Genomic DNA, 24834 nt, shown 5'->3' on the forward strand with positions numbered 1-24834 from the left:
CAATCCGTGTGGTTCTGCGCTTACTTGAGCTGGTCCGCGGTGTAGTAGCCGCCGTCGACGAGCACCTTGGTGTAGTTGGTCTTGTCGACGCTGACCGGCTCCAGCAGGTAGGCCGGGACGACCTTCGCGCCGTTGTCGTAGGTCTTGGTGTCGTTGGTCTCGGGCGTCTTGCCGTTCAGGGCCGCGTCGACCATGTTCGAGGCGACCTTGGCCAGCTCACGGGTGTCCTTGTAGACGGTCTGCGTCTGACCGCCGGCGATGATCGACTTGACCGAGGCCAGCTCGGCGTCCTGACCGGTGATCACCGGCAGCGGCTTGCTCCCCGAGCCGTAGCCGTCGGACTTCAGCGCCGACAGGATGCCGATGGAGATGCCGTCGTACGGCGACAGGACCGCGTCGACCTTGGCCGACTTGTACGACTTGGTGAGGATGTCGTCCATGCGCCGCTGGGCGGTGGCGCCGTCCCAGCGCAGGGTGGTGACCTGGGTCAGGTTGGTCTGGCCGGACTGGACGACCAGCTTCTTGCTGTCGATGTACGGCTTCAGGACGCTCATCGCGCCGTTGAAGAAGTACTTCGTGTTGTTGTCGTCGTTGGAGCCGGCGAACAGCTCGATGTTGAAGGGGCCCTTGCCGCTCTTCAGGCCGAGCTTGTCGACGATGTAGTTGGCCTGGAGCTCGCCGACCTTGCTGTTGTCGAAGGACGCGTAGTAGTCGACGTCCGGCGTGCCGAGGATCAGGCGGTCGTAGGCGATGACCGGGATCTTCGCCTCCTTCGCCTGCTGGAGCACGTTGTTCAGCGACTTGTTGTCGATCGCCGCGATGATGAGAGCCTTGACGCCCTGGGTGATCAGGTTCTCGATCTGGGAGACCTGCTGGTCGGGGTCGTCCTCGCCGTAGACGAGCTTGGTCTTGTAGCCCTTGGACTCCAGGTCCGCCACGACGTTCTTGCCGTCGGCGATCCAGCGCTCGGAGGACTTGGTCGGCATCGAGATGCCGATGGTGCCGCCCTTGGCGCTGCCCGCGCTCTCCTCGCTGCCGCCCTCGCTGTTCTGGCCGCAGGCGGTGAGGGTGAGGGCGAGGGAGGCGGCTCCGGCTATGGCGGCGAGGGCGGCTCTGCGAGTACGCATGGTGTTCATCCTTGCTGTGGTGAGGGAGGTCTCGGCCCCGTGACGTGGAGTCCCGCTCGAAGGTGGTGCCGGAGGGCCAAGAAGATGCGCGTGTGGGATTGTGTTCGGCTGCGTCGCCTTGTGTGAAGGGTTTTTGTGCTGCGTGGCCGGAACGTTATGCGGACGTTTCGAACCGCTGCAGCGTGCCGGGCAGCCGCGACCCCAGCGGGGCCATGTCGCCGTCAGCCCCGTGCCGTGCGAGCAGGTCCAGGGCCAGCCGGCCGCGCCGCACCCGCTCCTTGGCGGTGGACAGCGTCAGCTCCCGCAGGTGGTGGCCGTAGGGGTAGATGCCGGGGGCCTTGGACAGGCCGAACTTCAGGTAGATCGGCGCGCCGCGCCGGATCAGCTCGGCGACCTCGTACATCCGGACATACCCGCCCAGATCGTCGGGAGCCTCGATGTACATGTCCATGGGGGCCCCGGACACCCGGCGGATCTCGGTGAGGTGATCCAGCGTCAGGTCGCTGGGCACGTTGATCGAGTCGGCGCCCAGCCGCTCGTACACGGCGAAGGCGGCCGGGTTGACCGGGCCGATCAGCGCGGAGACCTTCAGGGTGGTGTCGGCCGGGATGATCCCGGCGGCGCGCGCCCGGTGCAGCGTCCACAGCACGCCCTCGTCGGCCACGAGCAGGCACTTCACGCCCAGTTCCGTCGCGCGGACGGCGTCCTCCACGCACCCGGCCACCGCGTCGTGGCCGCGGGCTCTCAGGCCCCCGCCGCGCGAGTCGGTGCGGGTCGAGCCGCCGATGTCCCACGTGCCGCGCGGGCCGGTGAACAGGCACAGCTCGATGTCCCGCTCACCGGTGGCCTCGACCATCTCGGTGATCTCGGCGTCGGTCAGCATCCACACGCCGCTGCCCTGACTGATCCGGTGGATCGGCACGTCGAGCCGCGAGGCTTCCTTCAGGACGACGGCCAGCGCTTCGGGACCCTCGCACGAGGGGATCTCGGTGCGCCAGCGGCCGCCGCCCGGAAAGGTGTGGGAGGAGGTGTCGGCGGGGTCGAGGGCGGGCGCGCCCAGGCCGAGGGAGGTCAGTGCCTGCTCACCGGGTCGGCGGGCGGCCGTGGCGGAAGCGTCGGGCGTCACAGACTGTCCTTCTTGTTCGATATTTCGGACGATATTCGGGGATCACGGCATGGGGGGCCTGGGTGTACGCCGGTACGGGGGCCGTCAGGTCGCCCCCGCACCGGCGTACGTCTAGGGGCGGAGCAGGACCTTGCCCACCTTCGGATCGCCGGAGCCCACCAGCTCGATCGCCTCGGAGAACGCGGCGAGCGGCAGCTCGTGCGTGACCAGCGGCAGCGGATCGAGCAGCCCGGCCCCGAACACCCGCACCGTGTGCGACCAGGCGTCCGGCGGCGCGCCGAAGACGGTGTGCACCTCCAGCTGCCGTACGACCAGGTCCGTGGGGTCGAGCCCGTCGGCGCCCGGCGCCGGGATGCCCGTCAGCACCAGCCGCCCGCCGCGCCTCAGCAGGGAGGCGGCGGTCCGTGCGGCGGACGCCGACCCGGCGGTCTCGATCACGACGTCGAAGTCGTCGGGCAGCTCCTGGTCCCGGGTGCGGAAGTCGGTGGCCCCGAACCGCCGGGAGAGGGCCTCCCGGTCGTCGCGCGTGCCCACGACCAGCAGCTCGCAGGGTGAGCCCGCCTTGAGGAACTGGACGGCGAACATGCCCAGCGTCCCCGTCCCCACGACCGCGACCCGCTCGCCCGGCAGGGCGTGCGCCTTGATCGCGGCGGCCGCGATGCAGGCGGCCGGCTCCAGCAGGGCCGCCGCCGTCAGGTCGGCGTCCTCGGCCAGGACGTGCAGCAGCCGGGCCGGCAGGGTGAGCGTGGCGGCCATCGCACCCGGCTGGGTGAACCCGGTCTCCTCGTACCCGTCCGTGCACAGCGTGGTCTCGCCCGCGTGGCAGCGGTCGCACACCTGGCAGTTGCGGAAGCCCTCGCCCACGACCTTGCGGCCCACGAGCGACTCCGGCACCCCGGCGCCCACCGCCTCGACCGTCCCCGACCACTCGTGGCCGGGCGTCAGGGGATAGCGGACGTACCCCTCGGGCCGGTTGCCCTGGTACACCTCGCGGTCGCTGCCGCAGATGCCCACGGCGTGCACCCGCACGAGCGCCTCCCCGGGGCCGGGCTCGCGAGGCGTGTGCTCGGTGAGCCGGTGCTCGCCGGGCGCCTCGACGACGACGGCGGTGCTCACTTCTGCGTGCCCTTCGGCTTGCGCTGCTCCCAGCCCTCGGCCCACAGGTCGAAGCGGGCCTGCTGCTGCGGGAACTCGGCCGCCGCGTCGACGTCCAGCTCGACACCGAGGCCCGGCGCGTCGGAGAGGTGGAAGTAGCCGTCGACGACCTCCGGCGCCCCCTTGACCACCTTCTTGATCTCCGCGTCCGCGAAGTCGTTGAAGTGCTCGAGGATCTTGAAGTTCGGGGAGGTGAAGCCGACCTGGAGGGAGGCGGCGGTGAGCACCGACCCGCCCACGTTGTGGGGAGCGACGAGCATGTAGTGCGTCTCGGCGGTCGCGGCGAGCTTGCGCGTCTCCCAGATGCCGCCGATGTGGCCGACGTCCGGCTGGATGATGTCCACGGCCTGGTTCTCGAAGAGCTCGCGGAACTCGATGCGGTCGTGGATGCGCTCACCGGTGGCCACGGGGATGTCGACCTTGGCGGCGACCTTCTCCAGCGCCTTCAGGTTCTCCGGCGGGCAGGGCTCCTCCAGCCAGGCGGGCTTGAAGGGAGCGAGCTCCTTGGCGAGGCGGACGGCGGTGGAGGGGGAGAAGCGGCCGTGCATCTCCAGCATCAGCTCGGCGTCCGGCCCGATGGCGTCGCGCACGGCCTCGATGAGGGAGACGGCGTAGAGGGTCTGCTCGTGGTCCAGCTCGAAGTGGCCGGTCCCGAAGGGGTCGATCTTGAGCGCCTTGTACCCGCGCTCCATGACGCCCTGGGCCGCCTTGTGGTAGGCCTCGGGCGTCCGCTCGGTGGTGTACCAGCCGTTGGCGTAGGCCTTGACCTTGTCGGTCACCTTCCCGCCGAGCAGCTGCCACACCGGGACCCCGAGGGCCTTGCCCTTGATGTCCCAGCAGGCCATCTCGACGACGGCGATGCCCGACATCACGATCTCGCCGGCGCGCCCGTAGTCGCCGTACTTCATCCGGCGCACGAGGTCCTCGACAGCGAACGGGTCGGAACCGAGAATGTGGTTGGCCTCGGCCTCACGCAGGTAGCCGATCAGTGCGTCGGTGTGGCCCAGCATGCGGGTCTCGCCGACACCCGTGATGCCCTCGTCGGTGTGCACCAGGACGTAGGTCAGGTTGCGCCACGGCGTCCCGACCACATGCGTGCTGATTCCGGTGATGCGCACGGAAGTTACCTTTCGGCTGTTCGAGATTTCGTCACCTGTTCGAAATGCTGGCCAGACACTATGGACGGCGCGACGGGGGTGTCAATGGGTCGAACAGGTAACGGTTTCGGCAGTTTCGACGTCCCTTGTGGGATGTGGCGTATAGCGGTGTGCGCCAGGTCACTCAAGTCGCCGCACCGGTATGGCCGGTTCCCACACAACTTTCACCGAGCGCACCTAGGAACGCGACGCTCCGGGCACCTAGTCTTCCCGCGTCATGGACTACTGCCACCCGTGCCGACGGCACCTCAACGGCGCCCTCGCCTGCCCGGGGTGCGGCGCACCTGCCGAACAGCTACGCGCGTATCCGCAGGACGCGTCCGAGCCGGAGTCGTACGGCGACCACCACCCTCAGGTCGACCACCACGCTCCGCTCGACCACCACACTCCGGCCGACCGTCACGCTCCGGCCGACCACGGTGATCAGGACGGTCCCGACCGTCACGGCGATCACGAGGGCGACGACGGCGAGCCGCGGGGCCGCGCGGAGCGCCGCCGCGAGCAGGGCCGGGGCGGCAGGCGGGGCGCGGGGAGCACGGCCGCCGCGACACCGGACGCGAGCCGTCGCGACCGCAAGGCGGCCGTCCATCGCCGGCGCCGCAGACGTACGGTGCTGATAACCGCCGGCTTCGTCCTGGCGGCGGGTGCCCTGAGCCTGGCCGAACTCGGCGTGGACGCACCGGGGTTCTCCTCCTCCCCGCCGGACCCGGCTGCGGCCGGGGGCGAGTCCTCCGAGATCGACGGCTCCACGGAGGAGCCGAGCGTGTCCGGCCGGCCCCTGGACGACAGGACGGACGCGGGCGCGGACGAGGCCTCGCCCTCCCCCAGCGCCTCGTCCTCCTCCAGCGCCTCCGCCTCCCCGTCGGCGTCCCCGAGCGACTCCACGCCGACCCCGAGGGAAGCCCAGTCGGCCACCCTCCCCGGCTCCGCCGTGCCGACGGCCCCGTCGGCCTCCGACTCCGCCCCGACCGCCGACCCCACGCCGTCGGAGGAGCCCCCGAAGCCCGAACCGTCTCCGACGGAGACGTGCACCCGCTTCCTGTGGTGGTGCTCCTAGGGGCCTGACGTTCGGATCGGGCCGCAGACGCGGGGTCCGGCACGCCCGCCCGCGGCGTTGTCGCCGGCTGCCGACGCTCTCCGCATCACCGCCCTCCTCCGCCTTGCAGCCGCACGCGCCGGACCCCGCTCCCCGGCACTGAACGAGCACCGTCTCCTCCCCGCGACCTGATCCGCAGGACAGGCCCTGGGCTCCGGTCGCCCGCGGATCGCTCTCCGACGCCTGGGCCGGGCGGGCGTCCGCTGTGAGCGCTCCAGCGGGCGGAAAGTCGGCTGGACGAGCCCGCGCGGTACGGAAAGCCGGCTGGATGAGCCCGTGCCGGGCGGAAGCTCGGTTGGACGAGCCCGTGCGGGGCGGAAGCTCGGTTGGACGAGCCCGTGCGGGGCGGAAGCTCGGTTGGACGAGCCCGTGCGGGGCGGAAGCCCGGTTGGACGAGTCCGCGCGGGGCGGAAGCCCGGTTGGATGAGCCCGTGCCGGGCGGAAGCCCGGTTGGATGAGCCCGTGCGGGGCGGAAGCCCGGTTGGACGAGCCCGTGCGGGGCGGAAGCCCGGCTGGGCGAGCCCGCGCGGGGCGGAAGCCCGGTTGGGCGAGCCCGTGCGGGGCGGAAGCCCGGCTGGGCGAGCCCGTGCGGGGCGGAAGCCCGGCTGGGCGAGCCCGTGCGGGGCGGAAGCCCGGCTGGACGAGCCCGTGCGGGCCGGAAGCCCGGCTGGACGAGCCCGTGCCGGGCGGAAGCCCGGCTGGGCGAGCCCGTGCCGGACGGCGCCGCAGCCGCCTGGAACCGCCAACATCCCTGGCGCGGGCCTGAATCGGGCCCGCATCGGCCCGCTGATCCGCGTGCGGCCGTCGGCCGGCGCGGAGCGCGCCTCGAACCGCCGGAGAACGCGGTGCCGCACCGGGCGGATCCGCCTGCCGTCGTGACCTGGTGCGCGGGCCGCGACGCCGGGCGGCGAGTGCGGCCGGACCGCGGGCGTTCCCGACTCCGGCCGCCGGCACGTTATTCAACCGTGACGACCATCCGGTGCACACCCCTTGACCGTCGTGAATTGTTAGCGCTCACAATGACGTCCGCATGAACAAGTCAACTTCCAACGCCGGTACGGGAGGTGTGAGCGTCCTGCCCGCAGAACCTCGACCCGCCGTCCCGGCCGACGGCGTCGGGCCTTGCGGAAGCCCGGCGTGAAGCCGGTGGCGCGGGGTCGACCGCTCACGTCCCGGGCCTTATCGGCAGACGACCGCCAAGGAGGTGCGGCCGTGACCCACGCACAGCTTCGGCCGCCCACCATGGCCGACGTGGCACGTCTGGCCGGCGTGTCCCACCAGACCGTGTCCCGCGTCCTGGGCGATCACCCGAATGTGCGGGACGAGACGCGGGCCAGGGTGCTGCGCGCGATCGAGGAGATGGGCTACCGCCGCAACTCCTCCGCACGGGCCCTGGCGACCCGGCGCACCCGGACCCTGGGGGTGGTCGCCTCCGACACCACGCTCTACGGGCCCGCCAGCACCCTGTTCGCGCTCGAGGAGGCGGCGCGTGCCGAGGGCTATCTCGTCTCGACGGTCAGCCTGCGTGAACTGACCGTGGAGAAGCTGTCCGAGGCTCTGGACCACCTCAGCGAGGGCGGAGTGGAAGGGGTGGTCGCCATCGCCCCGCAGCGGTCGGCGGTGGACGCCCTGGCCGGACTGCGGTACCCCTTCCCGGTGGTGGTCGTGGGCAGCGGGGGCGTGGACATCCCCAGCGTCAGCGTGGACCAGCACCTCGGAGCGCGGCTGGCCACCGGCCATCTGCTCGCGGCCGGCCACCGCCGGGTCTGGCACCTCGCCGGGCCCGAGGACTGGCAGGAGGCGGCCGACCGGGCCGAGGGCTGGCGGGCCACCCTGGAAGCGGCGGGCATCGAGCCGCCCATGCTGCTGCGGGGGGACTGGAGTCCGCTGTCGGGCTACCGCGCGGGCCAGGAACTGGCCGGCTGGGTGGGCCGGGGGCTGACCGCCGTCTTCGTCGCCAACGACCAGATGGCACTGGGGGTGTTGCGGGCCCTGCGCGAGGCGGGCGTCCGAACCCCCCAGGACGTCGCCGTGGTCGGCTTCGACGACGTCCCGGAGTCGGAGTTCTTCGCGCCTCCCCTCACCACCGTCCGGCAGGACTTCGCGACGGTGGGCAAGCGGGGCATCGCGCTGCTCCTGGAGCTGATCGAGGGCCGGCCACCCACCACGCCCCGGATCGCGATCGAACCCCAACTCGTCGTCCGCGCCAGTACTTTCCCGTCCACCCCGCAAGCCGAGGGCGTACCCCTCTGACGGACCGACAGGCCGCTCTCGCCAGCAGTGTGGCCGACATTTCGAACAATGATCGACAGGCTGGACGCAGTGCGGCCGGTCCCATCGAGTACCAGCGGGTCCCTCCCGGGCCGGCTCTTCAAAGGAGAAGAACATGCTCAACAGAAGGAACTTCCTCACCGCTGCGGTCGGAGTGGCGGCCGCGGGCGGCCTCGCGGCCTGCGCGAAGAAGGACGAGGGCGCTTCCGGCTCCTCCTCCGGGGGCGGCAGCAAGACGATCACGCTCGGCTTCTCCCAGGTCGGCTCGGAGAGCGGCTGGCGCACCGCCAACAGCCAGTCGGTGAAGGACGCCGCCAAGGAGGCCGGCTACACCCTGAAGTTCTCCGACGCCCAGCAGAAGCAGGAGAACCAGATCTCCGCGATCCGCAGCTACATCGCGCAGAAGGTGGACGTCATCGCCTTCTCCCCGGTGGTCGTCACCGGCTGGGACGCGGTGCTCAAGGAGGCCAAGGCCGCGAAGATCCCGGTGGTCCTCACCGACCGCTCGGTGGAGACCTCCGACGAGTCCCTGTACGTCACCCTGGTCGGCTCCGACTTCACCGACGAGGGCCGCCGCGCCGCCAAGATCCTCGAGAAGGTCCTGGAGAAGGCCGGCCACAAGGGCGCGGTGAAGATCGCCCAGCTGGAGGGCACCACCGGCGCCGCCCCGGCGATCGAGCGCGCCAAGGGCTTCAAGGAGGTCATGGACGCGAGCCACAAGGACGACTGGAAGATCGTCGTCAGCCAGACCGGTGACTTCACCCGTGCCGGCGGCAAGCAGGTCATGGCGGCCTTCCTGCAGTCCAACCCGGACATCAACGTCCTCTTCGCGCACAACGACGACATGGCCATCGGCGCCATCCAGTCCATCGAGGCGGCCGGCAAGAAGCCCGGCAAGGACATCCTCATCGTCTCGATCGACGGCGTGAAGGACGGCTTCGTCGCCATGTCCGAAGGCAAGATCAACGCCATCGTCGAGTGCAACCCGCTGCTCGGCCCCCAGCTCATGGACGTCGTGAAGAAGGTCAAGGACGGCGAGACGGTCGAGCGCTGGATCAAGACCGAGGAGAGCGACTTCATGCAGGACCAGGCCGCCGCCGCGCTCCCCGACCGCAAGTACTGACCGACCGCACCCACCGGCAGGGAGCCACCGGCCGACCGGGCCACCGGTCCCGGGGCTCCCTGCGGGCCTGAAGCAATCTCCTGAACCGATCCCATGAGGAGCGCTGCCATGGCAGAGCCGCGGCCCGTCCTGAAGATGACGGGCATAGTCAAGGAGTTTCCGGGGGTACGGGCTCTGTCGGGCGTCGACTTCCGGCTCTTCCCCGGCGAGATCCACGCCCTGATGGGCGAGAACGGGGCGGGCAAGTCCACCCTGATCAAGGTGCTGACGGGGGTCTACTCCCTGGACGGCGGCACCATCACCCTGGACGGGAAGTCCGTGCTGTTCGGCAGCCCGCTGCAGGCGCAGCACGCCGGCATCAGCACGGTGTACCAGGAGGTGAACCTCTGCCCCAACCTGTCGGTGGCGGAGAACATCTTCATCGGGCGCGAACCGACCCGCCTGGGCCGCATCCAGTGGAAGCGGATGCGCAAGGAGGCGGCGGAGCTGGTGGACCGGCTCGGCCTCGACATCGACGTCACCGCGCCCCTGTCCTCGTACCCGCTGGCCGTGCAGCAACTGGTCGCGATCGTACGGTCGGTGGGCACCGGCGACAGCGACGGCCAGGGCTCGGGCACCAAGGTGCTGGTCCTGGACGAGCCGACGTCCAGCCTCGACCGCGACGAGGTGCAGGAGCTGTTCCGCCTGATGCGGCGGCTCAGGGACGAGGGCGTGGCGATCCTGTTCGTCTCGCACTTCCTCGACCAGATCTACGAGATCTGCGACCGGATGACCGTCCTGCGCAACGGCACCCTCGTCGGCGAGCACATGGTCGGCGACCTCGACCAGGTCGGGCTGATCCAGCTCATGATCGGCAAGGCCCTGGACCAGCTGGAGGAGCTCCACGACCACCAGCTGCACGCGGACGTCGGCGAGACGCTGCTGAAGGCCGACGGCCTCGGCAGGACCGGCGGCATCGCCCCCTTCGACCTGGAGATCAAGAAGGGCGAGGTGCTCGGGCTCGCCGGACTGCTCGGGTCGGGCCGTACCGAGCTCGCCCGGCTGCTGTTCGGCGCCGACCAGCCGGACAGCGGGAAGCTGACCGTCGGCGGCAGGCGGGTCTCCCTGAGCGCCCCGAACGACGCGATCGGGGCCGGCGTCGCGTTCTGCTCGGAGAACCGCAAGACCGAGGGCCTGGTTCCCGATCTGACGGTGCGCGAGAACATCATCCTCGCCCTCCAGGCGGCCCGCGGCTGGACCCGGCCGATCCCGGCCTCCCAGCGCGACGAACTCGTCGCCCGGTACATCAAGGCGCTGGACATCCGCCCCGCCAACCCGGAGGCCCGCGTGGGGCAGCTCAGCGGCGGAAATCAGCAGAAGGTGCTCCTCGCCCGCTGGCTGATCACCCAGCCCGAGCTGCTGATCCTGGACGAACCGACGCGCGGCATCGACGTCGGAGCCAAGGCGGAGATCCAGAAACTCGTGGTCTCCCTCTCCGAGGACGGCATGTCCGTGCTGTACATCGCGGCCGAGCTGGAGGAGGTACTCCGGCTCAGCCACACCATCGGAGTGCTGCGCGACCGCCGGCTGGTGGCGCGGATCGCCAACGGACCCGACATCACCACCAGCCGGATCATGGAGACCATCGCGAGCGGAGAGCAGCAGTGAGCACCCCCTCAGTGACCACACCGTCCCGCTGGCGAGCGCTGACGCACCATCACCTCTTCTGGCCCCTCGCGGTCCTGGTCGTCCTGCTGCTCGTCAACGTCCCCTTCACGCCCGACTTCTTCTCGATCCGGATGACGGACGGCCACCTCTACGGCAGCCTCGTCTCGATCGTGCTGTTCGGCTCGCCCCTCATCCTGGTGGCGGTCGGCATGACCCTGGTCATCGCCACCGGCGGCATCGACCTCTCCGTCGGCGCCGTGGTCGCCATCACCGGCGCCCTGGCCTGCTCGTACATCAGCGACCAGGCCGACCAGAGCGCCTTGTCCGGGGTGCTGCTCGCCATGGGCCTGGGCCTGCTGGCCGCGGTGGTCTGCGGTCTGTGGAACGGCTTCCTGGTCGCCAGGATGGGCATCCAGCCGATCATCGCCACACTGATCATCATGGTCGCCGGACGCGGTGTCGCCCAGCTGATCACCGACGGCCAGATCATCACCGTCAACAGCGAGCCGTACAAGCTGATCGGCGGCGGCTACTGGCTGACGCTGCCCTTCTCCATCTTCGTGGTGGCCGTGGTCGTGGCCGTCACCGTGATGCTGACCCGCCGCACGGCGCTCGGCCTGCTGGTGGAGTCGGTCGGCGGCAACGCCGAGGCCAGCCGTCTGGTCGGCATCCGGTCCCGGCGCATCAAGATCATGGTCTACATGTTCTGCGCGCTGTGCGCGGGCATCGCGGGCCTGATGATCAGCTCCAACACCTCGGCCGCCGACGGCAACAACGCCGGCCTGTGGATCGAACTCGACGCGATCCTCGCCGTGGTGATCGGCGGCACCTCTCTCCTCGGCGGCCGGTTCTCCATCGGCGGCACGGTGGTCGGCGCCCTCGTCATCCAGACCTTGACCACCACGATCTACACCATCGGCGTGCCGACCCAGACCAACCTGGTCTTCAAGGCCGCCGTCGTCATCGTCGTCTGCCTGCTCCAGTCCCCGAAGTTCCGCGCCAAGGTCTTCGGCGCCAGGTTCGGCGCCGGCTCCGGCGCGAGGGGAAGCGCCAGGCCGGCACCGGCGCCGGTGGACACCGCCGCGACGACCGAGGCCGCTCCCAAGATGGAGGTGTCGTGATGAGCGCGACCACCCAGAGCCCCACGGCAGCCGACAGCCGTACCGCGTCCAGGGCCGCGCGTCTGCTCGGCGACCGGCGCCTGCCCGTCGTGGCGACGGCCCTGCTCTTCCTCGTGATGTACGGCGTGGGCCTCAGCCGCTACCAGTACTACGGGTTCGCCGAACCGCAGGTCTTCCTCAACCTGTTCATCGACAACGGCTATCTGCTGGTCGCCGCCGTCGGCGTCACCTTCGTGATCCTGTCCGGCGGAATCGACCTGTCCGTCGGCTCGCTGATCGGCTTCACGACGATGTTCACGGCCTGGCTGGTGGAGCGTCAGGGGGTGCCGCTGCCGCTCGCCGTCCTCCTCGCCCTGGGCGTCGGCGCGTTCGGCGGCTTCCTGATGGGCTACGTGATCCACAACTTCGAGATCCAGCCGTTCATCGTGACCCTCGCCGGCCTCTTCCTCTTCCGCGGCCTGTGCCTGGTCATCAGCAAGGAGTCGATCTCGATCAGTGACTCCTCGGTGAGCAGCCTGGCCCAGACGCGTGTGTCGCTGGGCATGGGAGACCTGTCGATCGGTGCGGTCGTGGCCCTGGTGGTGCTCGCCGTCGCCTTCTACGTGCTGCACTACACGCGCTTCGGACGCCGCGTGTACGCCATCGGCGGCAACGAGCAGTCGTCGCTGCTGATGGGTCTCCCGCTCGGCGGCACGAAGATCGCCGTGTACACGGTGAGCGGCTTCTGCTCGGCCCTGGCCGGCCTGCTGTTCATGCTGTACATCCAGTCCGGCGACCCGCTGCACGCCACCGGCATGGAGCTCGACGCGATCGCCGCGGTCGTCATCGGCGGCACGCTGCTGACGGGCGGCTCCGGCTACGTCCTGGGCACCCTGTTCGGCGTCCTCGTCCTGGGCCTGATCAAGAGCATCATCCAGTTCGAGGGCACGCTCAGCTCCTGGTGGACGAAGATCGCCACCGGGGTGCTGCTGTGCGCGTTCATCCTCGTACAGCGCTTCATGACGAGCCGTAAGCAGACCTGAGCCGACGTTCCCGTCCGCAGTGGTCCGGCGCACCTGTACCCGTGCGCCGGACCACTCCGCGTTCCCGTCCCGCCGGCGCACCCGACATCACGGCCCCTCCCCCCGGCCTCACGCGCACGAGGTGCCCCTCGGCAAGGCCGCGTCCGGCGCGGGCGGTAGGCCATCCGGGCTACCGATGACACCAACACCCTCTTGTTGCAGTTGAGTCGAACAGGTACACCTCGCCGTACCGATCTCCGGCAGCACCGTCCCAGGAATCGCAGGAAGTCAGAGGAGGTACGCGTGCGCACCACGAGAACCACCCCGGCCCGGCCTGTCCTGTTCGCCGCCCTCGCCCTCACCACGACGGGCTCCTTATGGCTCACCCCCCACACCGCCACCGGCGCCGAACCGGGACCCGTCACCCGCGACCGCGACTCCGTGTCCGCGCCTGCTCGGTCCCCGCTGCACGCCGCCCGTCAGGCACTCACCGCCCCCACCCCCGACCTCACCGCCACCCGCGGCTACCCCCGGCGGCAGGTGCTGTCCCCCGACCCCGTGAACCCCGCCGACAAGTCCCTCAAGCTCGGCCTCACCCCGTACCACGCCATCGCCCCGCGACTGAACGCCCTTCAGGCACTCGGTGACCGGGTGAGCGTCGAGGTGGTGGGCCGTTCGGCGGGCGGGCACCGGCTGTACCTCGTCACCGTCACCGCCCCCGAGACACCCCGTCAGGCCCGCGACCAGGAACGGATGCGCGCGCTCATCGAGAACGCCCCCGCCGTCGCGGCCGGGGACCCCGCCCTGAAGTCGGCGTACAAGACACCCGTCTTCTTCAACAACAACATCCACGGCAACGAGTGGGAGGGCACCGACGCCTCCCTCGAGCTCATCGAGCAGCTCGCCACCGCCGACGACCGGCGGACCCGGGACCTCCTCGCCCACAGCCGGCTGTACTTCAACATCACCGCCAACCCGGACGGCCGCATCGCCGGCACCCGCGCCAACGCCAACGGCTTCGACCTGAACCGGGACTTCGTCACCGCCTCCCAGCCCGAGGCGCGCGCGATGCGGCAGATCGAGATCGACAAGCAGCCGGCCGTCATGCTGGACCTGCACGGCTACGTCAACGGCACCCTCATCGAGCCGACCACCCCGCCGCACGGCGAGAACTACGAGTACGACCTCTTCCTGAAGAACACCTACGCCAACGCCCTCGGCATGGAGGCCGCCGTCAACGGCCTCGGCTACACGCCCGCGAAGGACGGCGTGCGGCCCGCGCAGATCCCGTTCCGGGACCAGGAGGAGGGCTGGGACGACTGGCCCCCGATCTTCACCCCCCAGTACGCCGCCTTCCACGGCACGGTCGCCGCGCACACGGTCGAGATCCCCCTCCAGGTGAACAACGCGGCCTACACCAGCCTGCCGGAGAGCGAGCTGCGGCGCCGTTCCGCCGTCAACGTGGACGTGGCGGGCGCCGCCCTGCGCGCCACCCTCGACTTCGTCCGGACCGAGCGGACCGCGCTCGTAGCCGACCAGATCGAGGTGTTCCGGCGCGGGGCGGCCGGGGCCGCACAGGTCCCGGTGTCCGCCGAGACCGTTCCGGGGGTTCCGGGCATCGGCCCGGAGGACGTCTACACGACCGTCTTCCCGCGCGCCTACGTCCTTCCGGCGGGCAGCACCCCCACGTCCACCGCCCGTCTCGTCGGCCACCTCCTCGCCAACGACGTCCGCGTCACCCGCGCGACCCGGCCCTTCCGCCTCGCCGGCCGGACGTACGCCACGGGCTCGTACGTCGTCGACATGCGCCAGCCCAAGCGCGGCCTGGCGAACGTGCTGCTCGCCGACGGGCGGGACATCAGCGACAAGGTGTCGGTGATGTACGACATCTCGGGCTGGAGCCTGGGACGGCTGTGGGGCGCGGAGGTGGTGGCCGTCCAGGGCGGCTCCCCGGCCGCCGCCGCGTTGCGGCCGGTGACGCGGGCCGTCCCGGTCGGCACGGTCGCCCCGCGCGGCGACCTGCGGCTGCGGCTGGACGACCCGGCCGCGGTCGCGGCCCTCAACTCCCTCCTGCGGCAGGGCGTGCAGGTGCGGCGGGCCGCCGACGGGAGCGTGATCGTCCCCGCGTCGGCGCGGCGGCAGGCCGCCGAGCTGGCCCGTACGCACGACGTCTCCTTCACGACGGCCTCCCGCACCGGCGCCACCACCCCCCTGCACCGCGTCCGCGTCGCCGCCGCCGTCACCGCCGGCGAGCTGTTCGCGCTGCGCGAGATGGGCTTCGACGTCACGCCGGTCTCCACGGCCGTCCTCAACGCCGGTTTCGACTGGTCGTCGGTGGACGTGCTGTTCGCGTCGGCCGGGCTCGACCGGGCCGCCCTGACGGTGGCCGCCCGGAGCGCCCTCGACGCCTTCCTCCAGGGCCACGGCCTGGTCGGGCGGGGCGCCGACGGGGCCGCGCTCGGCACGGGCGCCGGGCTGCTGGACGTGACGGCCGTCGAGGGCAACGGGGACGCCAACGGCGTGGTGCGGGTGGTGAATGCGGGGCCGGTGACGGCCGGCGCCCCCGACCACGGCTTCGTCTACGCGCCGGTGTGGTTCACCGGGCTGGGCCCCGGTGTGCGTGTCGAGCAGTCGTACGCCGCCGGCAACCCGCTCGTCTCCGGCCACTGGCGGGCCCTGGCCGACGGTGCGGGCGGTCCCGCGGCCGCCGCCGGGCAGCCCTCGGCCGTGAGCGCGCCGCACGCCGTCCTGTTCGGCACGGAACCCCTCTTCCGGGACCACCCGAAGGGCCAGTTCCCGCAGGTCGCACAGGCTTTGATCACCATGGCACACGCAAGCAGCGGTCTGGTTGAGGAGAGCGGATGACACAGGAGATCCACGGCACCGTCGCGGACGGTTTCGAGGCGGTGAGGGAGGAGTTCGCCGCCTTCGTGGCCCGGGAACGGCCGGACTACGAGGGGCAGCTGTGCGCGTACGTGCACGGCAGGCAGGTCGTCGACCTGTGGGCCGGCGAGGGCGCGGCGGCCGACTCCCTGTACGGCGTGTTCTCCACGACCAAGGGCGCGGCGCACCTCGTGGTGGCGCTCCTAGTGCAGGACGGCACCCTGGAGCTGGACCGGAAGGTCACGTACTACTGGCCGGAGTTCGGCGCCGAGGGCAAGGGTGCGGTGACCCTGCGGGACCTGCTCGCGCACCGGGCCGGCGTGGTGGGTCTCGACGCAGGGTTCGGCGAGGAGGAGCTGGCCGACGACCGGGCGATCGCCGAACGGATCGCCGACCAGCGTCCGTTCTGGCGGCCGGGGACGGCGTTCGGCTACCACGCGCTCGTGATCGGCGCGCTCACCGGGGAGGTGGTGCGGCGGGCCACCGGCCGTACCACCCAGGAGCTGTTCGAGGAGCGGGTGCGGGCGCCGTACGGGCTGGACTTCCATCTGGGGCTGCCCGAAGCGCTGGAGCCGCGGTTCCGCAGCGTGCTGCCGATGGCGCCGACGCCGGAGCAGCAGGCGGTGCTGGACGCGACACCGACGGGGCCGCACACGCTGGGCTCCATCGCGTTCAACGAGCATGTGCCGGACGCCGGGACCCTGGTGGACCACGCCAACTCACGCCTGGTCCGCGCCAAGGGACCGACGTCCGCGGGCGGGGTGGCCGCGGCGCGCGGGATCGCCGGGATGTACGCGGCGGCCGTCAGCGGGCTGGACGGGCGGCCGCCGCTGCTCAAGCCCGACACCATCGCCGAGGTCGGCCAGATCCACTCCGTCGGCCACGACCTGGTGTCCCAGGGCCACCGCGCCTTCGGCCTCGGCTTCCAGGCGACCGCCGCCATGGCCTACCCCTTCCTCGGCGCCGGCGCCTTCGGCCACAGCGGCGCCGCGGGCTCTCAGGGCTTCGCCGATCCCCGCTCCGGCCTGGCCTACGGCTACACCCGCCGCCGCTGGGCCTACCCGGGCGGGGCGGCCCCGGAGAACGATCGGTTCGTGAGGGCGGTGCACAGCGCGGCGCTGGCCGGATGAGGGGAGAGGGTGAAGGCCGCACCCCACGTCCAGGGGTGCGGCCTTCGCCGTGCGCAACGACCGGTGTCAGGCGAGCGTCACGGTGATGTCGCCTCGGGTCGCCTTCGAGTAGGGGCAGACCTCGTGGGCCTTCTTGATCAGGGCCCGGGCGGTCTCCGCGTCCACGTGCGGGACGGTCGCGGTGATCTCGACGATCAGGCCGAAGCCGTCGTCGTTCCTGCCGATGCCGACCTTGGCGGTGACGGTGGAGCCGGAGACGTCGGCGCCCTCCTGGCGGGCGACGACACCGAGGGCGCCCTGGAAGCAGGCGCTGTAACCGGCGGCGAACAGCTGCTCCGGGTTGGTTCCGGCGCCGCTGCCGCCCATCTCGACGGGCGGATCGACGACGAGGTCGAGCTTGCCGTCGTCGGTGGCGACCCGCCCGGCGCGGCCGTTCTCGGCGGTGGCGACGGCGGTGTACAGGACGTCGGACTGCTGAATGGGCATGCGGTGTCCTTCTCCTCGTCCGCCGCGACTCGCGCCCACGATCGACGGCGGTTTCGGAAAGAAGTTACCGCATGTCGAAAAACCGGCGACAGTCCTACAGCTTGACGATCATCTTCCCGGTGTTGTCGCCGCGCAGAACCCCGAGGAAGGCCTCCAGGTTGTTCTCGATGCCCTCGACGACCGTCTCGCGGTACTTCAGCTCGCCGGAGCGGATCCAGCCGCCGACCTCCCGGACGAACTGCGGCTGCAGGTCGTAGTGGTCGCCGACCAGGAAGCCCTCGATGCGGCCGCGGGTCTGGATGAGCCGGGCGAGGTTCCTCGGGCCGGGAGCGGGCTCGGTGTTGTTGTAGACCGAGATCATGCCGCAGACGGCGATGCGGCCGCCCTGGTTGAGGGAGCCGATGGCGGCCTCCAGGTGGTCCCCGCCGACGTTGTCGAAGTAGACGTCCACCCCGTCGGGCGCCGCCTCGCGCAGCTGCTCGGCGACCGGGCCGTTCTTGTAGTTGAAGGCGGCGTCGAAGCCGTACTCCTCGACGAGCAGCTTGACCTTGTCGTCGGAGCCGGCCGAGCCGATGACCCGGGAGGCGCCCTTCAGCCTGGCGATCTGGCCGACCTGACTGCCGACGGCCCCCGCCGCGCCCGACACGAACACCGAGTCGCCCTCCTTGAAGGAGGCGGTGCGCAGCAGGCCCGCGTAGGCGGTGAGGCCGGTCATGCCCAGGACGCCGAGGTACGTGGAGAGGGGTGCGGCCTCGGGGTCGACCTTGACGGCCTGCTGCGCGTCGAAGGTGGCGTACTCGCGCCAGCCGCCGAAGTGCAGGACGTGGTCACCCGGGGCGATGCCCTCGGCCTCGGAGGCGACGACCTCGCCGACGGCCCCGCCCTGCATGGCCTTGCCCAGCTCGAAGGGGGCCACGTAGGACTTCGCGGCGCTCATGCGGCCGCGCATGTAGGGGTCGACGGAGAGGTACTCGTTGCGGACGAGCACCTGACCGGGGCCGGGCCGGCGGATCTCCGCCTCGGCCAGCTCGAAGTCCTCGGGCTTCGGCCAGCCGACGGGGCGGCTGAGCAGGCGCCATTCGCGGCTGGTGGCGGGGAGGGCGGAGTCGGACATGGGGGGCTGCCTTTCACGTGCCTGCGATCGAAAATGGTTCAGTACCTGAAACAACCATGCTCCTGAATATTTCAGGATGTCAAGTAAGCGGGGTACCCTCGGACCATGGCCACCTCACATCGGACCCCTCGTCCGGACGCCCTGACCATGGAAGTCGTCGAGCTGATCGGCGAGGTCGTGGCCCGCTACCACGCGGACTACGAGGAGGCCGCGGCCGGACACGCCCTCACCGGCGCGCAGGCGAAGCTGCTCGGACTGCTCTCCCTGGAGCCGCTGCCCATGCGGAAGCTGGCGAACAGGCTGAAGTGCGAGCCGTCCAACGTGACCGGAATCGTCGACCGCCTGGAAGCCCGCGGTCTGGTGGAGCGCCGCCCCGACCCGGCCGACCGCCGCGTGAAGCTGGCGGCGGCCACGGAGGAGGGACGACGGGTGGCCAAGGGGCTGCGGGAGTCGCTCCGCTTCGCCCGCGAGCCGCTGGCGGGACTCGCGGAGGAGGAGCGGGTGGTGCTGCGGGGGTTGCTGCAGCGGATGCTGTCGACCGGCGAGACCGAGGCCTGACAGTCCGGGCCACGACCGCGTCCTCCGCGGTGCCGCCCCGCGGAGGACGCGCGCCCCGTCGCTCAGAGGGCGTTCTGTCCCACGTCGAGCCGGTCGATCCAGCCGCCGAGGGACTCCCAGCCGGACCAGCCGTCGCCGGCCGCGGTCTGCCACTTGTGCCAGAGGGCCTGGTCGGCGCCGCGGGCGAAGACCTCCAGCCGTCCGTCGTTGTTCCGGCTGACGTGCAGGTCGTCGATCCAGCCGCCGAGGGACTCCCAGCCGGACCAGCCGCCGCCGGGCGTGTTCTGCCACGTGTGCCAGAGGGCCTGGTCGGCGCCGCGGGCGAAGACCTCCAGCCGCCCGTCCGCGTTCCGGCCGGGCGCGATCATGTCGATCCAGCCGCCCAGCGACTCCCACCCCGACCAGCCGCCGCCGGGCGCGGTCTGCCGCATGTGCCAGAGGGCCTGGTCGGCGCCGCGGGCGAAGACCTCCAGCCGCCCGTCGGCGTTGCGCGCCGTCGCGAGCTGGTCGATCCAGCCGCCGAGGGACTCCCAGCCGGACCAGCCGCCGCCGGGCGCGGTCTGCCACGTGTGCCAGAGAGCCCGGTCGGCGCCGCGCGCGAACACCTCGAGCCGCCCGTCCGCGTTGTTGTCGACGGCCATCAGGTCGATCCAGCCGCCCAGCGACGCCCAGCCGGACCAGCCGTCGTTCACGGCCGTCTGCCACTTGTGCCACAGTGCCTGGTCGGCGCCGCGCGCGAAGACCTCCAGCCGTCCGTCGTTGTTCTGGGCGGCGCCGAGGTCGTCGATCCAGCCGCCGAGGGACTCCCAGCCGGACCAGCCGCCGCCGGGCGTGTTCTGCCGCATGTGCCAGAGGGCCTGGTCGGCGCCCCGGGCGAAGATCTCCAGCCGCCCGTCCGCGTTCCGGCCGTGGGAGACCAGGTCGACCCAGCCGCCGAGCGACTCCCAACCCGACCAGCCGTTGTTCACGGCCGTCTGCCACTTGTGCCACACCGCCTGGTCGCCGCCGCGGGCGAAGACCTCCAGCCGCCCGACCGCGTCCTGCGCGGCCTCGCGCGTGGCCGCACCGGCGTTGAGGAAGGTGCCGACCTCCTTGGCCGGGTCCGGATCCGGCGTGACGGGAGTGCCCGTGGCACGGAGGATCCGGCGTACGTCGGCATGGGTGAGGGCGGGGTTCGCGGCCAGCATCAGCGCCGCCGCGCCGGCGACCTTCGGGGCCGCCCCCGACGTACCGCCGAAGCCGTTGCGGTACGCCGAGTCGGAGCCGCTGTCGCAGGTCAGGTCGTGGGAGCTGTCGCCGGGCGCGCAGACCACGATCCGGGAACCGAAGTTGCTGAACCAGGCACGCCGGTTGACCGTGGCGTCGTAGGCGGTGGCGCCGACGAGGATCGACCCCGTCTCCGGGATCGGTGTGCCGTCGTCCGCCACCGAGGCGTCCCGGTCGCCGTTGCCCGCCGCCACACAGACGACCACGCCCTCGGCGATCGCCGTCCTGATGGCCGCGTTCACGGACGGCACCTGCTCGTAGTTGCCGAACGCGCCCGTCTGGACCTCCAGGATCACGACCTTGCGCCGCCCGCCGCTGTCGGTGGTGCGCACCCAGTCGATGCCGCGCGCCCAGGGGTTGCCGCCGATGCCGGGACTCGTTCCCGAGTCGGCCTGCACCGCCCACAGGGTCGCGTCGTACGCGATGCCGGCCATGCCGACGCGATTGGCGGAGGCTCCGCTCAGCCCCAGCACCGCGGTGCCGTGACCGACCGAGTCGCCGTGGGTGACGTCGGCCGTGCCGTCGAAGGAGTTGAACGTCCTGGCGATGTTCGGCGCGAGGTCCTGGTGGGAGGTCCGGTAACCCCAGTCGACGTCGGCGACCACCACTCCACGGCCCGTGGAGCGGCGGCTCCACGCCTGGTCCACCGCGCAGCGGAAGAGGTACCACTGGTTCTCCAGGCCCGTGGCCGTGTCCACCACGACGGTGCCGCTCGTCCCCACCAGCGGCTCGGTCAGCGGGGCCACGGGCGCGAGCGTGCCCGCGCCCGCGGTGACCGTCGGCGGGAGCGCCGTCGGGACCGCGACGGCCCGCTGGACCTCGGGCAGCGCGTCGAGGCGCTGCGCGATCGCGACGGTGTCGGCGTCGTCGGCGAAGTGGAGGGTGAGGAACCGTGCCAGATGCGGTGTCTCGTGGCCCCTCGCGGCCGCGTTCGCCTGGACCGCGGTGGCCTCCTCCGGCGTGATGTCGAACGTCGGTTCAGCCGAGACGAGACCGTTGGCCGCCAGGATGCTGTTGAAGTCGGTGAGCGGCCCCTCGGTGAGGCTGCTGACCTCGGCGGGCGCGCCCTCGCCGCGCTCGGTGACGGCCGGGGTGACGCCGTCGCGGAACTCGACCTCCACGACGCCGGGTTCGTAGGGCTGGCCGTGCGGGGCGATGCCCTCCGGGCCGCCGAAGCGGGGGAGCGGGGTGCGGCCGTCGCCCGGCGCCGCGGACGGCCCGCCCCCCGGGACGGGAGCGTTTCGCGGAGCCCCGCCGGGCTGCTCCCCGCGCGCGGACATGGCGTCGGTCGGCCTGGGCATGCCCGACCCGGACGGGGCGGGCATGCCGGGCGTCGGCATTCCGTCCTGCCCGCCGGAGCCGGGGGCCGGACGCATGCCGGGCGCCTGCATCCCACCCGTCTCCGGGCGGACGGAGGCGGGACTGCCGCCGGGGACCGGCATACCGCCCGCGTCTCCGGCGGGCGTGCCGGGCGCCGAGGGGACGGGCATGCCGGAGGCCGCGCCGGATGCCGGCCTGGGCTTCCCGTCTCCGGCGTTGGACCGCTTGGCGTGATGCGACATGGTTCCTCCCGGAGAGGTACGGAGAGAGGTGCGGAGCATCGGGCCGAGGGAGGGACGCCGCGGCGTGCCGAGGGCGTGCCAACGGCCCCCGGAAGTACGACCGAGTCGCCCGTCACACGACGAACTCGCCCGTCGGCAGAGCGAGAAGGGGGTGGCCCCGGAGTGGGCACGGAGGCCTGCGCCTGTTGTCAGTGACTCGCGAAGTGCGCATCAACACACAGAACGCGAAGTGCGCATCAACACACAGAACGACAGTACCGTCGATCGAGCCGCCCTGCGCGCGCAGGCGTGCGAATCCTGTCGGCTGCCACCCGCTACAGTTCCGGCATGCGCGATCTCGGGGCCGGTTTCAAGTTCCTTCTGGAGGGCCAGCGGTGGGTGGCCCGGCACGGCAAGCAGTACGGCTTCGGGCTCGTACCCGGGCTGATCACACTCGTCCTCTACCTGGGCGCGCTCGTGGCGCTCGCGGTGTGGGGCGCGGACTTCGTCGCCTGGTCGACGCCCTTCGCCGACGACTGGTCGAGCCCCTGGCTGGGCCTGTTCCGCGGCTTCCTCACGATCGTGCTCTTCGCCCTCGGCCTGCTCCTGTCCGTCCTGACCTTCACCGCGGTCACGCTGCTGATCGGGCAGCCCTTCTACGAGAGCCTCTCGGAGACGGTCGACCGTGACGTCTCGCCCGACGGCACGGCACCGGAGTCGCGGCTGCCGCTCTGGCGCGAGCTGTGGATCTCCGCGCGGGACAGCCTGCGCGTCCTGGCCCGGGCGCTGCTGTGGGCCGTGCTGCTGTTCGCCCTCGGGTTCGTCCCGTTCCTCGGGCAGACCGTCGTCCCGGTGATCGGCTTCTTCGTCACCGGCTTCTTCCTCACCGAGGAGCTCACCTCCGTCGCCCTCCAGCGCCGGGGCGTCGACCTGCGCGCCCGCCTCGCCCTGCTCCGCTCCCGCAGGACACTGGTCTGGGGCTTCGGCACGCCCCTCGGCCTGGCCTTCCTGGTCCCGTTCGTCGCGGTGTTCCTCATGCCGGGCGCGGTCGCGGGCGCGACCCTGATGGCGCGGGAGCTGCTGGGGGAGGAGACAGGCGTCGGCGAGGCCGTCGACGGCAGCCGTGAAGAGGAGACCACCCGGCCATGACCGAGATGGTCGCCGTCGCCGTCATCACCGTGCTGGCGGTCATCGCGCCCGGCGCCGACTTCGCCATGATCGTCCGCAACAGCTACCTCCACGGCCGGCGCACGGGTCTGTTCGCGGCCCTGGGCGTCGCCGCCGGCGTCCTCGTGCACGTCACGTACACGATGTTCGGCGTGGGCCTGCTGATCGCGTCCTCCACCTTCCTCTTCACGCTCATCAAGCTGATCGGCGCGGCCTACCTGATCTACGTCGGCGTCCGCACCTTCCGCACCGGGGAAGGGGTCGAGATCGACCTGACCGGCAGGACGGAACTCACCCCGCTCGCCGCCCTGCGCACCGGCTTCCTCACCAACGTCCTCAACCCGAAGACGACCCTCTTCGTCGTCTCCACCTTCGCCCAGGTCGTCGGCCCGGGCACCCCGGTGTACCAGCAGGTGGGCTACGGCCTGTTCATGTCGCTGGCCCACCTGCTGTGGTTCGGCGTCGTCGCCGTGTTCTTCTCGCACGACCGGATGCGCACGCTGATGCTGCGCGGCCAGAAGGTCCTGAACAAGGTCATCGGATCCGTCCTGGCCGGGCTGGGCGTCAGCCTGGCGTTCGCTCCGTCGCACTGACCGCCGCCGTCACGATCGCCCGGACCTGCGCGACGATGTCCAGCCGGTTGCGCACGAACTCGGGGTCGCTCACCGTCCCGGTCGCCGGGTCGGTGTTCCCGGTCCCGAACTGCAGCACGGGCGTGTGGACATGACCGCCCGGCAGGGTGTCGTGCAGGCCGAGCCGGTCACGCAGCAGCGTCGCCCGGTAGGCGATCTCGTTGGAGAGGTAGTTCCCACCACCCCCGGCCCGTGCGGTCGACCCGGCGGTGGGGCCGTCCGGCCGCACGACGGCCTCCGTGCCACCCGCCGGGATCTCGGTGACGGACGTGTTGTCGTACACCGGGAACCGGCCGGTGTCCGCCGCCACGATCTGCGCGTACGGCAGCGTCGTGGTCGTCCACTGGGGCTGCGAGGCGGGGTCGGTGACCGGGACCGTCTCGGTCCGGCTCACGTTCTCGTTGTCCGGGAAGCCGCCCCGCCAGGCCCCGTTGGTCCGCTCGACGTCGAACCGGCCGACGCGTCCCTGACTCACGGTCGCGAAGAGGTCGACGTGCCTCAGGTACGGCCGCAGCGTCCGCTCCACGGTCCCCTCCGCGAAGTCCCGCCAGCGCACCGGGAACACCGCCGTCTCCACACGGGCCGGGCCGTCCGGCGTCTCGATCACCGTGCCGTCCAGGGCGAGCGCGGTCGCTCCGGAGGGATTGGAGATGCGGATGTCACGGTCCAGCGTGAACGGGTCGAAGCCGGTGACCAGGACGCGTGCCGGCCCCTCGCCGGCACGGCGGGGGAGGCGGATGTCGGTCTGGCCGCGTGAGGTGCGCTCCAAGTCGGCCAGCAGCGAGTCGCGTTGTTTCTCGCCCAGCGCGAACCCGGGCTTCCACGTCCGTACTTCACGGGTCATGCCCAGCCTGGCCCAGTACAGCGGCCGGTCGTCGTCGCGGCTCAGCTCGCCGCCCGCCGGACCGCGCCCCTGCGCCCGGTCCACGGCCCGCCGCCACAGCGCCGCGCCCTCGCGGACGACGACGCGACGCGCCTGGGCGTAGGAGTGCACGGCCTCCAGCTGCCGGGCGAACCGCGGGGCCACCGTGTCGAATCCGGAGGCCGCGAGGATCTCCCGCGGGACCGCCCGGTCGAGCCGCTGCTCCTCGACGGTGGGTGCGGGTGCCGCGTCGGCCGCGGCCGGGGCCGCCGGTGCCGGGAGGCAGGCCACGAGGGCCAGGCCGAGGACGCCGATGCGAACTCGTATTGCGGGCATGGGGGTTGGGGTCCTTCCGTCGCTGTGGGGCGCGT

At 71.6% G+C, this 24834-nt stretch carries 19 protein-coding genes; 11 read left to right on the top strand and 8 right to left on the bottom strand.

Annotated features, from left to right (window positions below; genetic code table 11):
- Positions 1–20: 20 nt before the first annotated feature.
- The 4 genes from chvE to ACIHAR_RS04430 form a co-directional block, all read right to left on the bottom strand.
- The gene (gene chvE / locus ACIHAR_RS04415; RefSeq protein WP_365454634.1) at positions 21–1127 is read right to left on the bottom strand and encodes a multiple monosaccharide ABC transporter substrate-binding protein; all 1107 of its coding nucleotides are present in this window, start codon (positions 1125–1127) and stop codon (positions 21–23) included.
- Positions 1128–1281: 154 nt separating this feature from the next.
- Complete coding sequence (locus ACIHAR_RS04420) at positions 1282–2253, bottom strand: hypothetical protein (RefSeq protein WP_365454637.1); 972 nt, start codon at positions 2251–2253, stop codon at positions 1282–1284.
- Between the two features lie 111 nt (positions 2254–2364).
- Complete coding sequence (locus tag ACIHAR_RS04425; RefSeq protein WP_365454640.1) at positions 2365–3369, bottom strand: alcohol dehydrogenase catalytic domain-containing protein; 1005 nt, start codon at positions 3367–3369, stop codon at positions 2365–2367.
- A complete protein-coding gene (locus ACIHAR_RS04430; protein WP_400016815.1) occupies positions 3366–4526 on the bottom strand; it encodes a mandelate racemase/muconate lactonizing enzyme family protein in 1161 nt (386 codons plus the stop codon). Before ACIHAR_RS04430 ends, ACIHAR_RS04425 begins: the two co-directional genes overlap by 4 nt.
- Positions 4527–4782: 256 nt before the next feature.
- On the opposite strand from ACIHAR_RS04430, the gene ACIHAR_RS04435 reads away from it, so the two are divergent.
- From ACIHAR_RS04435 to ACIHAR_RS04470, 8 genes are all read left to right on the top strand, one after another.
- Positions 4783–5622, top strand: coding sequence for a hypothetical protein (locus ACIHAR_RS04435; RefSeq protein ID WP_400016817.1), 840 nt, complete (start codon positions 4783–4785; stop codon positions 5620–5622).
- Positions 5623–6873: 1251 nt separating this feature from the next.
- On the top strand, positions 6874–7914 hold the full coding sequence (locus tag ACIHAR_RS04440; RefSeq protein ID WP_400016820.1) for a LacI family DNA-binding transcriptional regulator: 1041 nt from the start codon (positions 6874–6876) through the stop codon (positions 7912–7914).
- 133 nt (positions 7915–8047) lie between these two features.
- Positions 8048–9055 carry an ABC transporter substrate-binding protein gene (locus ACIHAR_RS04445; protein ID WP_365454655.1) on the top strand — a complete coding sequence of 336 codons (1008 nt, stop codon included), beginning with the start codon at positions 8048–8050 and terminating at the stop codon, positions 9053–9055.
- A 108-nt stretch (positions 9056–9163) separates the two neighbouring features.
- The gene (locus ACIHAR_RS04450; protein WP_400016824.1) at positions 9164–10702 is read left to right on the top strand and encodes a sugar ABC transporter ATP-binding protein; all 1539 of its coding nucleotides are present in this window, start codon (positions 9164–9166) and stop codon (positions 10700–10702) included.
- 11 nt (positions 10703–10713) lie between these two features.
- Entirely contained in the window at positions 10714–11823 is a 1110-nt protein-coding gene (locus tag ACIHAR_RS04455) for an ABC transporter permease (protein ID WP_365455160.1), read from the top strand.
- Positions 11823–12845, top strand: coding sequence for a galactofuranose ABC transporter, permease protein YjfF (gene yjfF / locus ACIHAR_RS04460; protein ID WP_365454661.1), 1023 nt, complete (start codon positions 11823–11825; stop codon positions 12843–12845). The genes ACIHAR_RS04455 and yjfF overlap by 1 nt, the downstream gene beginning before the upstream one ends.
- Positions 12846–13127: 282 nt before the next feature.
- Complete coding sequence (locus ACIHAR_RS04465; RefSeq protein WP_400016827.1) at positions 13128–15689, top strand: M14 family zinc carboxypeptidase; 2562 nt, start codon at positions 13128–13130, stop codon at positions 15687–15689.
- A complete protein-coding gene (locus tag ACIHAR_RS04470) occupies positions 15686–16837 on the top strand; it encodes a serine hydrolase domain-containing protein (RefSeq protein ID WP_400016829.1) in 1152 nt (383 codons plus the stop codon). The genes ACIHAR_RS04465 and ACIHAR_RS04470 overlap by 4 nt, the downstream gene beginning before the upstream one ends.
- 66 nt (positions 16838–16903) lie before the next feature.
- Here ACIHAR_RS04470 and ACIHAR_RS04475 read toward each other — a convergent pair whose 3' ends face one another.
- Positions 16904–17323: an organic hydroperoxide resistance protein gene (locus ACIHAR_RS04475; protein ID WP_365454670.1), complete on the bottom strand. Its 420-nt coding sequence runs from the start codon at positions 17321–17323 to the stop codon at positions 16904–16906.
- 94 nt (positions 17324–17417) lie between these two features.
- Entirely contained in the window at positions 17418–18437 is a 1020-nt protein-coding gene (locus ACIHAR_RS04480) for an NADP-dependent oxidoreductase (RefSeq protein WP_400016831.1), read from the bottom strand.
- A gap of 105 nt (positions 18438–18542) precedes the next feature.
- On the opposite strand from ACIHAR_RS04480, the gene ACIHAR_RS04485 reads away from it, so the two are divergent.
- Positions 18543–18995, top strand: coding sequence for a MarR family transcriptional regulator (locus ACIHAR_RS04485; protein WP_365454676.1), 453 nt, complete (start codon positions 18543–18545; stop codon positions 18993–18995).
- 62 nt (positions 18996–19057) lie between these two features.
- On the opposite strand, the gene ACIHAR_RS04490 is transcribed toward ACIHAR_RS04485, so the two are convergent.
- The gene (locus ACIHAR_RS04490; RefSeq protein WP_400016834.1) at positions 19058–21823 is read right to left on the bottom strand and encodes a S8 family serine peptidase; all 2766 of its coding nucleotides are present in this window, start codon (positions 21821–21823) and stop codon (positions 19058–19060) included.
- Positions 21824–22150: 327 nt separating this feature from the next.
- On the opposite strand from ACIHAR_RS04490, the gene ACIHAR_RS04495 reads away from it, so the two are divergent.
- Together ACIHAR_RS04495 and ACIHAR_RS04500 are read left to right on the top strand one after the other, a co-directional pair.
- A complete protein-coding gene (locus tag ACIHAR_RS04495) occupies positions 22151–22951 on the top strand; it encodes an EI24 domain-containing protein (RefSeq protein ID WP_365454682.1) in 801 nt (266 codons plus the stop codon).
- The gene (locus tag ACIHAR_RS04500; RefSeq protein WP_365454685.1) at positions 22948–23562 is read left to right on the top strand and encodes a LysE family transporter; all 615 of its coding nucleotides are present in this window, start codon (positions 22948–22950) and stop codon (positions 23560–23562) included. Before ACIHAR_RS04495 ends, ACIHAR_RS04500 begins: the two co-directional genes overlap by 4 nt.
- Here the strand turns inward: ACIHAR_RS04500 and ACIHAR_RS04505 are convergent.
- Positions 23534–24799 (bottom strand): pyroglutamyl peptidase, encoded by a 1266-nt coding sequence (locus ACIHAR_RS04505; RefSeq protein ID WP_400016837.1) that lies wholly within the window; start codon positions 24797–24799, stop codon positions 23534–23536. The two genes, ACIHAR_RS04500 and ACIHAR_RS04505, sit on opposite strands and share 29 nt — an antisense overlap.
- Positions 24800–24834 lie beyond the last annotated feature (35 nt).

This window comes from Streptomyces sp. NPDC052016, from assembly GCF_044548445.1.
In the GTDB taxonomy this organism is placed as follows: domain Bacteria; phylum Actinomycetota; class Actinomycetes; order Streptomycetales; family Streptomycetaceae; genus Streptomyces.

What these genes read in the sequence shown, in the direction of transcription:
- ACIHAR_RS04500 (WP_365454685.1), top strand. Translation starts at nt 22,948, where the DNA reads ATGACCGAGATGGTCGCCGTCGCCGTCATCACCGTGCTGGCGGTCATC.
- ACIHAR_RS04490 (WP_400016834.1), bottom strand. Translation starts at nt 21,823, where the DNA reads ATGTCGCATCACGCCAAGCGGTCCAACGCCGGAGACGGGAAGCCCAGG.
- ACIHAR_RS04495 (WP_365454682.1), top strand. Translation starts at nt 22,151, where the DNA reads ATGCGCGATCTCGGGGCCGGTTTCAAGTTCCTTCTGGAGGGCCAGCGG.
- ACIHAR_RS04450 (WP_400016824.1), top strand. Translation starts at nt 9,164, where the DNA reads ATGGCAGAGCCGCGGCCCGTCCTGAAGATGACGGGCATAGTCAAGGAG.
- ACIHAR_RS04480 (WP_400016831.1), bottom strand. Translation starts at nt 18,437, where the DNA reads ATGTCCGACTCCGCCCTCCCCGCCACCAGCCGCGAATGGCGCCTGCTC.
- chvE (WP_365454634.1), bottom strand. Translation starts at nt 1,127, where the DNA reads ATGCGTACTCGCAGAGCCGCCCTCGCCGCCATAGCCGGAGCCGCCTCC.
- ACIHAR_RS04485 (WP_365454676.1), top strand. Translation starts at nt 18,543, where the DNA reads ATGGCCACCTCACATCGGACCCCTCGTCCGGACGCCCTGACCATGGAA.
- ACIHAR_RS04470 (WP_400016829.1), top strand. Translation starts at nt 15,686, where the DNA reads ATGACACAGGAGATCCACGGCACCGTCGCGGACGGTTTCGAGGCGGTG.
- yjfF (WP_365454661.1), top strand. Translation starts at nt 11,823, where the DNA reads ATGAGCGCGACCACCCAGAGCCCCACGGCAGCCGACAGCCGTACCGCG.
- ACIHAR_RS04445 (WP_365454655.1), top strand. Translation starts at nt 8,048, where the DNA reads ATGCTCAACAGAAGGAACTTCCTCACCGCTGCGGTCGGAGTGGCGGCC.
- ACIHAR_RS04435 (WP_400016817.1), top strand. Translation starts at nt 4,783, where the DNA reads ATGGACTACTGCCACCCGTGCCGACGGCACCTCAACGGCGCCCTCGCC.
- ACIHAR_RS04505 (WP_400016837.1), bottom strand. Translation starts at nt 24,799, where the DNA reads ATGCCCGCAATACGAGTTCGCATCGGCGTCCTCGGCCTGGCCCTCGTG.
- ACIHAR_RS04475 (WP_365454670.1), bottom strand. Translation starts at nt 17,323, where the DNA reads ATGCCCATTCAGCAGTCCGACGTCCTGTACACCGCCGTCGCCACCGCC.